10 protein-coding genes and 8 pseudogenes are annotated in these 14,807 nt (G+C 59.5%); 11 read left to right on the top strand and 7 right to left on the bottom strand.

Annotated elements, in window-relative coordinates; genetic code table 11:
* Window positions 1-376: 376 nt before the first annotated feature.
* From FJ490_RS32315 to FJ490_RS32280, 8 genes and pseudogenes are all read left to right on the top strand, one after another.
* Window positions 377-1,233 (top strand): annotated as a pseudogene (locus FJ490_RS32315) (transposase); the annotation flags it as partial.
* 5 nt (window positions 1,234-1,238) lie between these two features.
* A pseudogene (locus FJ490_RS33475) lies at window positions 1,239-2,123 on the top strand (IS66 family transposase); the annotation flags it as partial.
* Window positions 2,065-2,610 carry a hypothetical protein gene (locus FJ490_RS33470; RefSeq protein WP_224656016.1) on the top strand — a complete coding sequence of 182 codons (546 nt, stop codon included), beginning with the start codon at window positions 2,065-2,067 and terminating at the stop codon, window positions 2,608-2,610. The pseudogene FJ490_RS33475 and the gene FJ490_RS33470, both read left to right, overlap by 59 nt.
* Window positions 2,607-3,269, top strand: a pseudogene (locus FJ490_RS32295) (recombinase family protein); the annotation flags it as partial. The gene FJ490_RS33470 and the pseudogene FJ490_RS32295, both read left to right, overlap by 4 nt.
* 5 nt (window positions 3,270-3,274) lie before the next feature.
* Entirely contained in the window at window positions 3,275-3,526 is a 252-nt protein-coding gene (locus tag FJ490_RS33465; RefSeq protein ID WP_246678897.1) for a tyrosine-type recombinase/integrase, read from the top strand.
* Window positions 3,511-3,816: a tyrosine-type recombinase/integrase gene (locus FJ490_RS33460; protein ID WP_246678896.1), complete on the top strand. Its 306-nt coding sequence runs from the start codon at window positions 3,511-3,513 to the stop codon at window positions 3,814-3,816. Before FJ490_RS33465 ends, FJ490_RS33460 begins: the two co-directional genes overlap by 16 nt.
* A gap of 112 nt (window positions 3,817-3,928) precedes the next feature.
* Window positions 3,929-4,075: pseudogene (locus tag FJ490_RS32285) on the top strand (transposase domain-containing protein); the annotation flags it as partial.
* Window positions 4,027-4,311, top strand: coding sequence for a hypothetical protein (locus tag FJ490_RS32280; RefSeq protein WP_224656013.1), 285 nt, complete (start codon window positions 4,027-4,029; stop codon window positions 4,309-4,311). The pseudogene FJ490_RS32285 and the gene FJ490_RS32280, both read left to right, overlap by 49 nt.
* A 332-nt stretch (window positions 4,312-4,643) precedes the next feature.
* Here the strand turns inward: FJ490_RS32280 and FJ490_RS32275 are convergent, their stop codons facing one another.
* The 3 genes from FJ490_RS32275 to FJ490_RS32265 all read right to left on the bottom strand — a co-directional run bounded on the left by FJ490_RS32275 (window position 4,644) and on the right by FJ490_RS32265 (window position 7,375).
* Window positions 4,644-5,387 carry an amino acid ABC transporter ATP-binding protein gene (locus tag FJ490_RS32275; RefSeq protein WP_064995251.1) on the bottom strand — a complete coding sequence of 248 codons (744 nt, stop codon included), beginning with the start codon at window positions 5,385-5,387 and terminating at the stop codon, window positions 4,644-4,646.
* A gap of 119 nt (window positions 5,388-5,506) precedes the next feature.
* Window positions 5,507-6,481 (bottom strand): amino acid ABC transporter permease, encoded by a 975-nt coding sequence (locus FJ490_RS32270; protein WP_064995246.1) that lies wholly within the window; start codon window positions 6,479-6,481, stop codon window positions 5,507-5,509.
* Window positions 6,482-6,541: 60 nt separating this feature from the next.
* Window positions 6,542-7,375: a transporter substrate-binding domain-containing protein gene (locus FJ490_RS32265; RefSeq protein WP_064995250.1), complete on the bottom strand. Its 834-nt coding sequence runs from the start codon at window positions 7,373-7,375 to the stop codon at window positions 6,542-6,544.
* A 1,257-nt stretch (window positions 7,376-8,632) separates the two neighbouring features.
* On the opposite strand from FJ490_RS32265, the pseudogene FJ490_RS32255 reads away from it, so the two are divergent.
* From FJ490_RS32255 to FJ490_RS32250, 3 genes and pseudogenes are all read left to right on the top strand, one after another.
* A pseudogene (locus FJ490_RS32255) lies at window positions 8,633-9,897 on the top strand (IS5 family transposase).
* A 274-nt stretch (window positions 9,898-10,171) separates the two neighbouring features.
* Window positions 10,172-10,300, top strand: a pseudogene (locus tag FJ490_RS33455) (IS256 family transposase); the annotation flags it as partial.
* Window positions 10,240-11,358 carry an IS256 family transposase gene (locus FJ490_RS32250; RefSeq protein WP_084016182.1) on the top strand — a complete coding sequence of 373 codons (1,119 nt, stop codon included), beginning with the start codon at window positions 10,240-10,242 and terminating at the stop codon, window positions 11,356-11,358. The pseudogene FJ490_RS33455 and the gene FJ490_RS32250, both read left to right, overlap by 61 nt.
* A gap of 378 nt (window positions 11,359-11,736) precedes the next feature.
* Here the strand turns inward: FJ490_RS32250 and FJ490_RS32245 are convergent, their stop codons facing one another.
* The 4 genes and pseudogenes from FJ490_RS32245 to FJ490_RS32230 all read right to left on the bottom strand — a co-directional run.
* Window positions 11,737-11,943 carry a hypothetical protein gene (locus FJ490_RS32245; protein ID WP_224656014.1) on the bottom strand — a complete coding sequence of 69 codons (207 nt, stop codon included), beginning with the start codon at window positions 11,941-11,943 and terminating at the stop codon, window positions 11,737-11,739.
* A 581-nt stretch (window positions 11,944-12,524) separates the two neighbouring features.
* Window positions 12,525-12,995: a thioesterase family protein gene (locus tag FJ490_RS32240; RefSeq protein ID WP_084016180.1), complete on the bottom strand. Its 471-nt coding sequence runs from the start codon at window positions 12,993-12,995 to the stop codon at window positions 12,525-12,527.
* Between the two features lie 155 nt (window positions 12,996-13,150).
* Window positions 13,151-13,797 (bottom strand): annotated as a pseudogene (locus tag FJ490_RS32235) (acetyl-CoA C-acetyltransferase); the annotation flags it as partial.
* 54 nt (window positions 13,798-13,851) lie between these two features.
* Window positions 13,852-14,061: pseudogene (locus FJ490_RS32230) on the bottom strand (SDR family NAD(P)-dependent oxidoreductase); the annotation flags it as partial.
* Window positions 14,062-14,807: the final 746 nt, after the last annotated feature.

The raw sequence follows: 14,807 nt of genomic DNA, 5'->3' as shown, positions 1-14,807 counted from the left end.
TGGCGCCAGGACGGCTCCGCCACAAAATCTCACCCGATGCATAACTAGGGTTAGGTGGCGCGCCACCTAACCGTTCAACGGCGCGCTTTACGTCTTCCGCGCCAAAAGAGCGGACAGGATCAAGATCGTCTGGTGGGACGGCAGCGGCGTGTGTTTTTATGCCAAGCGGCTAACGACGCGAAGTTGGCCGCGGATCGGCCACAACCGGGTCCAGCTCAATGCTCAGCTCATGGCTCTGGTTGACGGAATGGACTGGAAACGGGTTCGGACGGAGACCGTCAGGCGGCCGCAATCGGCTGGGTAAAACCCTGCGGCATGATGAATCAGGGGGCTGAAAAGCGGGAAAATTGCCCGCGAATATGCTCTGATTTTGGCCATGTCGACACCCCATCTCGCACTCCCGGACGACGTTGACGCGCTCAAGACGATGGTTGTTGCCATGGCCGAAAAGGCCGCCCTTATGGAGGAGCGCGCCTTCATCTCGAGTTGGTCAACAAAAGTGCTGATGAGCGGATCGCACGTCTGACCGCGGTGGTGAAGATGCTTGGAGAGCGCGCGCTTCGGCAGCCGCTCCGAAAGTTTTGCGGACCGGTGAGCTGAGCGAGGAGCAGTATGCTCTCGTCTTCGAGGAGACCGAAACCGGCGTGGCGGCCATCGAAGCGCAGATGGACAAGTCTGTGGGCGGCTCGAAAGCGAAGCGCGCACCGCGTCCTCGCAAAGGCTTTGCGGCCCATCTCGAACAGGTCGAGGTGGTCATCGAGCCCGAAACGCCTGCTGGCTGCGAAGCGCTGGAAAAGATCCCGATTGGCGAGGATGTCTCCGAACGGCTCGATGTCACCCCGCGAAGTTCCGGGTGATCGTCACCCGTCGGACGGCGTTATCAAGGCAGCCGCTCCCGCCCGCATTCGAAAGCATCCGACCGAAGCGCTGCTGGCGCAGTTCGCGGTGTCGAAATACGCTGATGGCCTGCCGATCTACCGCCACGAAGCGATCTATGCTCGCGATCAGGTCGAGATCGACCGGTCACAGATGGCCCAGTGGATGGGCAAGGTCGGCTTCGAGCTCGAGCCACTCGCCGATTACGCACTGACCGGCATCAACCAGGGTGAGCGGGTCTTTGCCGATGAGACCACGCTGCCAACGTTGGCGGCGGGATCGGGCAAGGCCAAGACGGCCTACCTCTGGACCTATCTCCGCGATGATCGGCCCTTTGGCGGCAGCGGACCGCCCATCAGGCTCCGGCGCCGTTCCACGCCACCCCGCGCGGCTGGGCCGGTCCCGGCCTGCTGGCGATGATCCTGTTCGAGAAGTTCGGCCAGCATCAGCCGCTCAATCGCCAGGCTGAACGCTATGCCCGCGAAGGCGTGCCGCTCAGCCTGTCGACGCTCGCCGACCAGGTCGGCGCCGGCGCCGCGGCGCTGATGCCGCTGTTCAAGCGGCTCGAACCCCATTGCTGTCCGCTTCACGTCTGCACGGCGACGATACGACGGTTCCGGTCCTGGCCAAGGGCAAGACCGATACCGGCCGATTATGGACCTATGTGCGCGATGACCGACCATTCGGTGGCGCCGATCCGCCGGCGGCGGTGTTCTACTATTCCCGCGATCGCCGAGGGGAGCATCCTGCGGCGCATCTCGCCGGCTGGAGCGGCATCCTGCAGGGCGATGCCTATGGCGGTTATGGCGATCTCTATACGACGGGCCGTCAGCCCGCGCCTGTTCTGGAGGCCAGCTGCTGGGCCCACAGCCGGCGCAAAGTGTTCGAGCTGGCCGATATCGAAGCGGCGGCGCGCAAGAAGGCGCGCGGCGAGAAGCCCAACCTGGTCTATCCGCTCGCGGTTAAGCCGTGAGCGCATCGATGCCCTGTTCGATATTGAGCGCGCGATCAACGGCCTGTCCCCAGGCCAACGCCACGCCGTGCGCCAAGAGCGGAGCGCGCCGCTGGTCACCGAGCTCGAGCGCTGGATGATCGAGACGCGCGACAAGCTCTCGCGCGGACACGATCTGACCAAGGCCTTCAACTACATGCTGCGTCGCTAGTCATCCTTCACCCGGTTCCTCGACGATGGGCGGATTTGCCCATCGAACAATGCAGCCGAGCGAGCCCTGCGCGGCATCGCCATCTCGGGGTCATTCTGCCCATGTTGGGCAGGAGGTCGAGGTCCATTACCGTTGGCACCCGTATTTCGGACGTCGGCTTCGCTGCGAGAACAGCGAAGAGCGCGCCAACGGCCGGATCATTCATCTCGTCGTCGCGCCCGGGCATGTCATTACCGCTCCGGCCTGGATGATCGATCCCGTGGCTTGCGCGGCGATGGACCTTGGCTCCCCGCGCGTATCGCTTGCCGCGCTGCTTGAGCTTAACAAGCTCTTGATCGAACGCCGTTTCCGGCGAGGCTCTCCGGATGATTTCACCATCGCGGAGGCGCAACATGAGAACCTTGCCACCCCCGACACGATCTCTCGTGGTCGTTCGCCAACTCAGCTTGCCGCTCGACTCGCAGAAGCTGAACGGGCTGAGTTCAGCGCAATGGACCATAGTGATCGCCCGGCTCGCCAACGTACTGATGGCCGCCGCCGGCGTGGCAACGGAGGAGGAGAGCTGCGATGACGAGCGGTAATCTGATTCCGACTGCCGTCCTCAAGCGCAAGGCCGTGGTCTATGTGCGTCAGTCCACTCAGGCGCAGGTCCAGCTCAACCTTGAGAGCCAGCGTCGGCAGTATGAGCTTGTCGACGTCGCGCGGCGCTGGGGATTCCGCAAAGTAGAGGTGATCGACGAGGATCTGGGACGAACCGCAAGCGGGGCTGTGGAGCGTCCCGGTTTCGAGCGCCTGGTCGACGATCTGTGCACCGGCCATGTGGGCGCCGTGCTTTGCCTGGAGGCGTCCCGCCTGTCGCGCAACGGGCCGGACTGGCATCGGCTGCTCGAGTTGTGCGGCGAAGTCGATGCACGCGTGATCGATCTGGACGGAGTCTACGATCCGGGATTGCCGAACGACCGCCTGCTGCTCGGTATGAAGGGCAGCATCAGCGAGTTCGAGCTCGGCGTGCTGCGTGCCCGCATGTACGAGGCCGCCCGCGCCAAGGCACAGCGTGGGGAACTGCGCATCTCCGTGCCCTTCGGCTATGTCTGGCACCGCGATTATGGTCTCGGTTTCGATCCCGACATGCGCCTGCAGGAGACCATTCGCCTGATATTCGCGCGCTTCCGCGAACTCGGCAGTGCGCGCCAGGTCCTGATCTCGATGATCGACGATGGCGTGCATTACTGCTGTTGCTGGCCGCGCAAACGGGGTTGCGGGTCTCGGAGATCATCGATCTCCACCAGGACTCGGTGATGCTGGGGCACGGTGCCCACGTGCGATGCGTTGGCAAGGGCCGCAAGGAGCGAAGTACGCCGCTCACCAAGGTTGCACAGCAAGCCCTTCGGGGCTGGCTCAACGAGCCCAGGAAGCGGGGTACAACGGCTCTCTTTCCGAACATGCACGGCGGCAGGCTGAGCGCCGAGGCGTGCAGGCGCTGCTGAACAAATATGTCGCCAAGGCTCGCGAACACTGCGTCCCCCTCCGCTCGAAGCGGGTGTCGCCCCATGTTTTGAGGCACAGCGCTGCCATGGAGCTGCTGCAGGCGGGCGTCGATTGTTCGGTCATCGCCCTATGGCTGGGCCATGAGGCGATGGAAACAACGCTGACCTATCTTCACGCACATCTTGAGCTGAAGGAATCCGCACTTGCCAAGCTGAAGCCATACGAACGCGCAAAGGCCGAACGATTTCGACCAAACGACCGGCTTCTCGCGTTCCTGAACGCCCTTTGAGCATGAGACCTATGCCGAGTGTGAACGACCGGTTCTTGGTCGAAATGGCAGGCAAAGCGCGTCATACCGCCATGATCGGAAGAGGCTCGGCATAGTTCGGCGGTCGGCATAAAGCGCTAAGTTGAATGACGTCGACCCTCAGGCCTGGCTCGCCGACATCCTCGCCCGACTGCCCGCCTATCCGGCACATTGGATCGATGATTTGCTGCCGTGGAATTGGAGATCCGCAAAACTGCGGACCCAACCAGCGGCGGCCTGAACATGCAGCGCAATAAGGTGCACCACGTCTACACCGTCGAACTTGTCGCCAGCGACCTCGGCGTCAGCGAAGCGCTCATCCACGAACTGACCCTCGGTCTCGAGCCGGAGGACGGCGTCATCTGGGTGTACGGCACCAACGATGACGACGGGATCTTAGCCTTCACCGATGAAGGCATCGAGGAGGTTAAACTCCTCCTCGAAGAATATCATCGCATCTCCCCATCAAAAACTTGACGCCAGCACCGCAGTGCTAAGGTCCTCATGGCCGCCGGATACGCACGTCTGCGTTCTTCACCGGTTGCGTACGCTTCCGCCGACCAGCGCCGCCGCGGACTTGCGTCCAGCCGGCTCGCAACCGCCTCAAGGACATGGAAGCTTCTGTCATCCGGCATAGGCGCAGACATAGAAATTGACATTGCAAGCTCCTCAGCTCATTCAGTGTCACTATCTATCGCTCATCACCTCAAGCCGCGCCAGATGGGGTCAGCTTGGCGCTTACGCTGATCGCCCTTGCCGCTACCTAGTTAGCTGTGGCACCAAGACCAACGAGTGTCAGCCGAGACCCTTCAATGTCTCAGGATCTGGCTAAGAAATAGCTTGGTGCGTTCGTGCTGGGGGTTGGTGAAGAAGTCGTTGGGATTGCCCTCTTCAACGATTTGGCCCCAATCCATAAATATTACCCGGTCTGCGACGGCGCGAGCAAACCCCATCTCGTGGGTGACGCAGACCATGGTCATGCCGTCGCTTGCCAAACTGGTCATAGTGTCCAGCACTTCGGAGACCATTTCCGGATCGAGCGCCGACGTCGGTTCGTCGAACAGCATGACCGCGGGTTCCATGCACAGCGAACGGGCAATCGCAACACGCTGCTGCTGTCCGCCGGACAGCTGAACCGGGTATTTGTTCGCCTGTTCTGGAATTCGCACCCGCTCCAGAAATTTCAGCGCGGTCTTTTTGGCCTGGGCTTCGGGCACGCCCTTGATCCACATGGGACCGGCCATGCAGTTCATCAGCACGGTCATATGGGGGAAGAGATTGAAGTGCTGGAACACCATCCCGACATTCTTGCGAACTTCGGTCACGTTGCGCATTTTGTTGTGCAATCTGATCCCGTTGACGGTGATCTCGCCCTTCTGATGCGCTTCGAGCCGGTTGAAGCAGCGGATGAGCGTCGACTTCCCGGATCCGGAGGGACCGCAGATGACGATGCGTTCGCCTTTGCGGACGGTTAGATTGACATCAGTTAATGCTCTGAAGGTGCCGTACCATTTGGAGACATTCGTGGCTTCGATAATTATGTCAGCACTCATTGACCCGTGCTTCTGACTGAATGACTCCTGGGATGAAAGTGATTCGCGCAGCACATTGCCAATCGCTTGCGAGGAATCGCCGCTATCGAGGCCCTTCAAGTGACTTTTGAGGCCAGCAGTCATCGTGCTTTGCTCCTTGCATAGTGACGCTCGAGTCGCGATTGAGCCACTTCGAGGCAGGCAGACATGATCCAATAAATCATTGCGGCTGTTATCAGCATCTCCATGTGATGGAAGGTTGGCTGGCCGATGGTGCGAGCAAGGAACGTTAGCTCCCACACTCCGAGGACCGAGACAAGCGAGCTGTCTTTCAGCATTGAGATGAACGTGTTTCCCATTGGAGGAATGATGACAGGCAGCGCCTGAGGCAGGATGATCCTGCGCATGGTTAGACCGAAGCCGAAACCAATGGATCGTGAAGCTTCCCATTGGCCGCGATCGATGCTTTGGATACCGGCGCGGAAAATTTCAGTCATATATGCGCCGACGCAAAGCGACAGCGCCAATATCCCCGAAGGAACGGCATTGATGACAATGCCCAGCTGCGGCAGCCCGAGGTAAATCAGGTAAATCTGTATGAGAAGCGGCAGGCCACGAAAAAAGGATGTGTAGAAGCTGGCGATAGCGTAGGCGAAGCCGTTGCTTGAAAGTTTAGCAATCGCTGCAATGATGGCGATGACTGATGCGCAAACAAGTGAAACTGCTGAAACATAGATCGTCGTCACCACACCCTGCGTAATCAGGTATGGCAGATTTTCCCAGATGAAGGGCAGACTAAGGTTGAACGCTTTGAAGAAGGCCAGGAAGAGAGTCAGCAGCTCGATCCACACAATGCCAATCTGGGCCTTCAAGGGGGCAAAACCGATTAGCACGATGTTTAGGCAGAACGTGACCCCAATCACGAAAGCGATTGCGAAACGCCCATAGACGCCACTCTGCAGAGGGTCGCCGATGACAGGCCGCATAAGCTCGCCGAAGGTTGTGCCCACAAGGTTGAACATGAGACAAATCGCGAAGACGACGCCAAAGATCGAGGCAACAAACCACGGTCTATGGACAAGGACCTCGGATTCCACCGTATCCTGGTAAAGCATGGGACATCCTCCAACAAGGCGGCTCGGGCTGACCCGAGCCGCGTAACTTTCACCAACTTGCTAATTCTCGACAGAGTGGTCCGACCCGTACCATTTGATCGACAGAGTCGAGAGCGTGCCGTCATCCTTCATGCTCTTTAGGGCGGCTGAGACCTTCTCGCTGAACTCCTTGTCGCCTTTCATCATAGGGATGGCAGCAGGCGTGGCAAAGAGACTCCCAAGCACCTTGAAGGGGTAGCCAGATTTGATTGCTCTTTCCGCGAGAGTTCCGTCAGTAAGAATTGCATGAAGACGGGTACCATCGCCTAGCCGGAGATCATCCAACGCAACACCCGTTGAGGTATAAACCTTCACTTCACCGGCCTTGAATTTGTAATCCTCGGGCCGAGCGCCAATCCAATCCCACTTAAAGTTTTGGTTTACATAGTCCTCGGCCAGGGTTCCAGCGGAAACGCCGACGATCTTTCCATTTAGATCGGAAAGTGTAGACGCCTTACTGTCATTGTGAACAATGACAGCCGCTTTTTCATAGAAGTAAGTGGTGGAATAGTCGAATTTTTCAGCTCTGGTTTTAGTAGGGGTCATTTGACCCATGCTAATATCCCAACGGCCCTGCCAGTTGCCTGCGGCTATGATGTCCCACCCCGGCGTGACAAATTCAACGTTAACACCAAGGGATTTAGCGACGCCTTTGGCGACGTCGATGTCATAGCCCTCTAATTCGTGGTTCGCATTCAGGGAAGACATTGCTCCCCAATCAGTGCCAACCGCAACCCTGAGCGTCTTCGTATTGAGAACACGCTGCAGCACCTCTCCGGCATACACCGAGGTACTGTAAACGACCGACGCGATGGACAATGATGCCGCTGTGATAATTGTCACAATCTTATTCATAGTACATTCCCCTTTGAGGTTGATATGATGCATGAGACTCGGCGGTACCGCTCATACAGAAGCGACGGGCCGCTATAGCCAATCACCATGGCTGAAGCAGCCGCGAGCGCTCACTCCTCCATGCCGTCGCCTATATGCTAACCAAAGCCCCTCGGCCCATGAGGTAGCAAGAATATAATCAATATCAGACCCATCTGGAAGTTAGATGGCTGGAAGCGTCTTGGCAGCCCGGAAATCCTCCAGCCGGGCGGTCCAAAATTGGGAACACCTCACGATATCTTGTCATTCGATGACCCATAGTGGGACTTTGGGGACAACAAGATGACCCGTGGTCATGCCAAGCGTGTCAAGATCTAACGCTAGGTATGATGTTACCGATGATATCGAGCCACACGGCGGCACGACCAACATAAAATGTGTGGGTATCCCATCGCGTTTCGAGATGTTCATTTGCGATACACCGAAAGATGCCCCCCACCGAGACCAGTTGGCAACCCACGAACTGCTCATGGCGGAATGAGGTCATGCGGAAAGCAGTATTCGACAACGGCGAAGGAAATTGACCGGTTGCAGTGTTTTGTTTAAGTAAATCGCTTGTCGCCAGCCCCGGCAGCGAAGCGCTTGTTTGGAGAGGACACCAACTTGGGGGCGATTATCTCCTGCGATACCACTAATCGCTTGCAGACTCACTCCCGGACAGCTAAATGCGGTTCTGGATATGCTAGAGCCCCGATGTATTTGAAAAGCGCGTTCTGCTCAGATGTCCTGGAGGTGTGCTCTCAATTGGTCGCCGCAAATAGCGCTTGGTCGGCATCGCGAGCACGCGGAAGGGGGGCTCCAGATCAGGCAACGTCAACGCCTTGCTCAGAATAGCTCACAAGCGTGTGAGGACTCACCTGTCACTGTCGCATGAGCCGGTCCATGAAGAACCTCTCCAGCAGTGTGGGAAATGTGCTGGCGCTCTTCATCCCGGTCTCCCCGCTCAGATGGCTCCACTCGCAGTAGGGCGCACTGCAGTAACTCTGGCGTTTCGGTGAGATCCCAGTAGGTGTCGGTGACGTGTGCGTGCCCGAGGTAAGTCGTCGGCCGTGAAGAATACCGAAGCCGCTGATATCGCATAGGAATAGTCTACTTTTCAGCTTCCGAATTGCAGGTAACGGCCAGTTTGTGGGTAGTTTCTTGCAATTCCAGTTTGCGATTTCGCCGCCTGGCGAAGCGCGATTCGCCGCTTTCATCGCAGTGAATCGGAGCTAGGCGATGGGCAGACCACGCGAGCGGCGTGAGACTGGAGAACAGGATCTGTTCCGCGCTCGCCTTGAGCAGAGAGGCGCGCTTCGGTGCGGTCTATTCGAACGGTCCCGGCATGCTGCCGATGCCGACCCGGCTAATAGCGGGGCTCGCCATCCTCAAGCACACCTTCAACCTGTCGGACGAGGCGCTGTGCGTCCGCTGGATCGAGAACCTGTATTTCCAGTGTCTGTCCGGCGAGGAGTTCTTCCGCCACAACCTGCCGTTCGACCGCTCGTCGATGACGCGCTGGCGCAGCCGCATGGGCGAGGAGCGGATCGTCGCGCTTGCAAGAAAGCCTCAGCATTGCGGTCAAGAACAGGGCGATGAAGCCGACCGACACGCGCCAAGTGATCGTGGACACGACCGTGCAGCCTGTTCCCGACCAACGCCAAGCTCATCCACCGGGCCCGCGAGCGGCTGGTGCGGCTGGCGAAGAAGACGCGGCTCGACCTGCGTCAGTCCTATGTCCGGGTCGGCAAACAGGCGCTGATCATGTATCAGCGCTACGCCCACGCCAAGCAATTCAAGCGGGCCAACAAGGCCCTGCGCAGGCTCAGGACGTATGTGGGGCGCACCGTCCGCGACATCTCCCGTCAGATCGCCGGCGACGCGAAGCTGGACGCGCTTTTCAAATGGTCGCTCTACCAGGCCTCCACCGTTCTCGAGCAGCGCCAGCGCGGCCGCAAGATCTACAGCCTGCATGCGCACGAGGTGGAATGCATCGGCAAGGGCAAGGCGCACGCGCCCTACGAGTTCGGGTGAAGGTGCCGGTGGCCACCACACTGAACCGCTCAAAGGGTGGCCAGTTCGCCCTACATGCAAAAGCGCTGCCCGGCAATCCCTATGACGGCCACACGCTCATCGATCATCCCTGACATGGAAAAGACCATCGGCAACGAGATCAGCCGCGTTCTCGCCGACGCCGGCTATCGCGGCCACAATGCGCCGCAAAGTCATAAGTTCAGGGTCTTCACCGCTGGTCAAAAGCGCCGCGTGACACCGGCCATCAAGCGCCAAATGCGCCGCCGCTCCGCGATCGAGCCGGTGATTGGCCACATCAAGAACGAACACAGAATGGCCGCAATTAACTCGCTCACATCCAAGGCGATGCGATCAACGCCATCCTGGCCGCAGCCGGTTACAACTTCTCCCTCCTGCTCAGGTGGCTGAAGCAACTTTTGTGGCTCTTGATCGCCGCGTTCCTGAACCGGCCGAAGCAGCTTGCCGCTTAGCGATCAAGATTGTTCACAGTCGACTAAGTCGAGAGCACCGGCAGGTTGCGCTCGACAATGACCCCATCGCGATACCAGCGCAGCAGGGTATAGAAGCTTTCGCCACAATCGAATGAGGAGTCAACGACTGGCGCGGTGGCGGTGGGTTCCGGGGAGTTGCCGTTGGCCGACGGCTTTCGCCTTGTGGGTAGTGTGCTGAGGGTTCTGCAAATTCGCTGAGAGAGGGAAGGCTGGTGATGTTCAACGTCACCGATTCCCTGGAAGGAACGCCACCATGACCAAGACAGAAAGTAAGACCGCCAGCGCTGCCGTCAAAGACATTCTGCTTTCGAACCCGGATGGATTGCACGAGGTGATCCGCGCCGTGATGCAGGAGGTGCTCGGGGCCGAGATGGACGAGGCGCTGGGTGCTTTGAAGAGCGAGCGCACACCGGAGCGGCTGGGCTGCCGCTCGGGTTCTATGGCCGTACCCTTGTCATCGGCAAGCTTGAGCTGCGGGTTCCGCAGGACCGGGCCGGCCGCTTCTCCACCGAGCTTTTCGAGCGTTACCAGCGTTCGGAGCGGGCCTTGGTGGCCACGCTTGCGGAGATGTATGTGCAGGGCGTTTCGACCCGGAAGGTCAAGGCGATCACAGAAGAGCTGTGCGGCCATGCTTTCTCGGCCTCGTCGATCTCGGCCATCAACAAACGCCTGGACGAGAGTTTGAAGGCGTTTGCCGAGCGCCTGCTTCAAGAGCCTTTTGCCTACCTCATCCTCGATGCTCGCTACAAGAAGGTACGCGAAGCCGGCATCGTCATGAGCCAGGCGGTGCTGATCGCGGTCGGCATCGACTGGGATGGGCGGCGCCAGATCCTGGCCGTCGAGATGGCCAATCGCGAGCCGCTCGGCCTGGAGGGATTTCCTCGTCGCCCTGAAGGCGCGCGGCCTCAAGGGCTCGAGCTGGTCGTGTCCGACGATCATGCCGGCCTGGTGGCCGCGATCGGCGAGGTGATCCCGGAAGCCGCCTGGCAGCGCTGCTACGTGCACTTCCTCAGGAACGCGCTCGATCACCTACCGAGAAAGCATGGCGACGATTGCCTGCAGGAGTTGCGCTGGCTCTATGACCGGCGCGATCTCGCCGAGGCCAAGGCCGATCTCGCCGCATGGCTGTCCAAATGGTCGGGCCGCTATCCAAGGCTGACGACCTGGGTGGAGGAGACCATCGAGCGCACGCTGACCTTCTTTTGTCTGCCGCGCCAGCATCACAAGCATCTCAAGAGCACGAACATGCTTGAACGGCTCAATGAGGAAATCCGCCGGCGCACCTATGTCGTACGCATCTTTCCAAACTCACAGCGCTGCCTGCGCCTCGTCAGGGCACTGGCCGTCGAGACCAACGAAAACTGGATGGAGGCCAACCGCTTCATCAACATGGACGACCTGCGCGAGCACAAGAAGCTCGCGCTGCGTCAAGCCGCATGACCAGCTTCATGGCCGCCTCATTTTGCGGAACTCACACAACCGCCTTTTGCCGGTGCCGCAGTCCGGACCGTCGCTCCGTTTCCAGTCGCTGCTCATCAAACCGGACATCGGATCTCCCGCATCCAGCTTCCCACTGGCCTCATCGTAAGGCCCACGGCGGCGATACGCGCTGCCGACGAAGACACACCACGCCCAGTTTCTCGGAGATGTGGTCCGCGAGAGCTGTTTCGCGCCGCACCCTTGCAGCTTATGCCGATGGCACTTGCTCACGCGGTCATACACATTACCGGTCAACGGCATCATAGGCCGGCGCTCGGGTGTCGTAGCTGAAGTAGGTCGACCAACCGAGCAAAAGCTGGTTCAGCCGAACACGCACTTCTAGCCGCGGCCCCTTGTTACACCCTCCGCCTCGATCTGCGCAAAGGTCACGCCGTTCACGCCCGGCGAACCCGCATTGGCGCGGGTAAGCGCATAGGCATGGCGCAGCATGTCTTCACGGCAGATCTTGTCGTAGAGCACGTAGAAGCGGTAAAGGGGCTCCGCCTTCGCCTTACGATACAGCTTCCTCTGCAGATACCTGGTCATTTCGGCGTTTCCATGCTTGTCGCCAATCACCCCTCCCCACCACCTTCGAAAGCACACCAGAAGTCAGGGTCCTTCGCTCCGCTGGCATTACCCGGCTTCAACGGCCGGACGACCGTTTCCGACTCCCGCCGGCACCGCCGCCCGGAGGTTGAGGCCGCCACCCTCATGCCGAACGGGCCTCCCTTCGATTACCAGCATCACCTTTCCAACGTGCCGTGCCCAATACCCGGCAGACCGGACAGGTGCCTATGTCGATTGCTTCCCTGTCCGCACAGCCTTCCCCGAGCGAGAGATGGGTCGGAGTCTGCATTGACTCTTTCGAGGCCTGCTCAGGCTTTACTCACGTTACGGCACGCTGGATTGCTCGACCGCCCGGGGCGGTCTTTGTCACGAGGCTTCGTCCCGGCCAGTTACCCAACCAAGCCGCTATTCAGACTTTCCGGTGGATCCCTCCTCCACTGGTGATACGCGCCTTCGAGGCATCATCACGCCTGCCAACGGGACGGTGGACACCCAGAATCCGCCGCCTAACGTACACGCAGAAGTTGCCACCGACACGGACTGACGAAGGTCAGGTAAATTCATACTATTCTCGATATGCCCATTCGGCGACTGACAATGCCCGGATCGAATTTACCATTGTCCGCCTCAACACCGCCTCTAAGGTCGGCCAGCACATCGGGCAGGAATGGTTCCACGCGCCGCGATAGCAGGTTGAAATTCAGGAAAAGCTGTTCAGCTGTCGACAGTAACGCTCCGTCGGCACGTACCATGGTTTGCGCGACATGGACTCGCTTTTCGTCTATGTCGGCTATCCAAGTAGTAAGGACCAAATTGTCGCCGCGCATCGCTTCTTTCTTGTAAGCGATCCGCGCCTCGGCGGTGACGAGGCCAGAGAGCATCGAACCATTCGCATTTAGACGTATGGCAGTGTCGAGCCGTACATCCGCAGCTTTACTGAACGCTGCCAGATAGTGCACCATATTCATGTGCCCATATCCGTCAATAAGATCGTCGGTCACCATTGTTGCGAATTTACAGGTCGCATCCATCTATTTGCCCAATCTCTTGTAATGTTAGAAGATTACAGTGCCGCCGATATTGCGTGCTCACACTCTACTCGCACGTCGCTGCTGCCGAAAGAGAGCTCAAGCGACACATGACAGAGGCGAAGTTGGCGGTGCATCGCTTTTGCTTGGCTCCGCGATATTCGTTCCACGCACATAGAGACGCCCATGCCCCCGCCGATGCAGAGCGTCGCCAGGCCCTCTTTCGCGCCGCGCCGGCGCATTTCGTAGACAGCGTGTTGAACACGCGGGCACCGGAGGCGCCAATCGAGTGGCTGATGGCGATGGCTGCCATCAACGTTAACGATTGTGGATCCCAGGCCATGCTTTTGTAGACGGCGCGGGCCTGCGCGGCGAAAGCCTCGTGGCCTCTACGAGGTCGAGGTCCTTGACCGACCAGCCGGCCTTCTCCGGCGCCCGCCTCGAGGCGGGAATAGGTCCGGGGCCCATTATCGCCGGATCGACGCCGGCAGTCGCCCCGGCAGCGATGCGGACCAGCCGGGCGATGCCGCGGCCTGGTGGCTTCTGCCTCGGTCATCAGCAGCGCGCCGGCGCCGTCATTGATGCCGGACGCATTGGCCGCGTCACCGTGCCGTCCTTGTCGAGAGCCGGCTTCAGGTTAGTCATGGCGTCGATGACGGCGCCATGAGGATATATTCGTCCTGGTCGACGATCGTGTCGCCCTTCTTGCCCTTGATGGTGACGGCGACGATCTCATCCTTGAACTGCCAGCCTTCTGCACCGCCTCGGCCTTGGTCTGCGAGGCGAGCGCGAACTGTTCCTGGTCGCAAGCAAAAATGGCTGGTGAAATTGACCGCCAACGTTGGTTTCCAATGTCGATCCCATCCATCCGCTCGGCTGCAGCTTCGAAGAAGCGCTCAGTATCGGTCGCTTCGGCAAGATCACAACGTGTCGCGCCAATGGCGGGATGTCGGTGGCTCATCTCTGCAATCTTCTGTTGATCAACATCGCACACCTCTACCGGAGCCCCAGCTTTCGCAAGTGCCTCGGCGATAACACGACCAATACCGGAGGCCGCAGCGGAGACCATAGCTCGGCGACCAGTGAGAGACAGGGAGGGGGTCCTTTGTGCTGCTCCTAAATATCCGAGTAGGTCGCAAGTTTTGCAACGAATTCACGACTTACTTAGAGGTCCAACACACTATTTCTGCGAGCGTCGCTAATTCAAATGTTGTTTGCAGATTGAAGCCATCTCGAATTCAGATTCTACCGCGCTAATGGAGAATGGTAACTTCTCCGGGGTTACGCGGGCACAATACTGCGAACTCACCAGCGATAGCTACGCATTGCCGGCTGCGAGCAGCGCGTCGATTTCTGCATCGCTGTATTCAACGAGCGGAGAATCTTACGAGTGGACGCGCCGAATTTTTCGGCCGGGGAGAGTGCACTGACCGCAGGCCTGACGGCATACGGATCGAGCTGCACGACGACGTGGCCGCTCTGGTGCTCACAGTAGCCCGAGAAGGAAAAGCTGCCGCGGTCCGTGCCCGGGGTGCCATCCGCAGGCCGGGCGTTTCCGGAACATATCGCACCGATGTCCTCGCATACCGCCACGCCGCGCCAGCGGGCCGAAGCTTCGCATCGGGACCCGCGGGTTCATCGAAAGGCCCTCGTCCCGCGTAGTCGTTGCAATAGGGCATCTGCAGCAGGCCCGAGAGGGCCGCGAGCGAGGTTCCTCGGCCACCCAAGCACGTGCAGTATCTCAGATATTTTCGACTGCACGTCGCACTGCAATTAGCCGCTTCTCCCAGGCGTCGCCGGTGAGCCTCTTTGCGC

This window comes from Mesorhizobium sp. B2-5-11, from assembly GCF_006440835.1.
In the GTDB taxonomy this organism is placed as follows: Bacteria; Pseudomonadota; Alphaproteobacteria; order Rhizobiales; family Rhizobiaceae; genus Mesorhizobium.
This window is presented reverse-complemented; position numbering and strand designations above follow the sequence as displayed.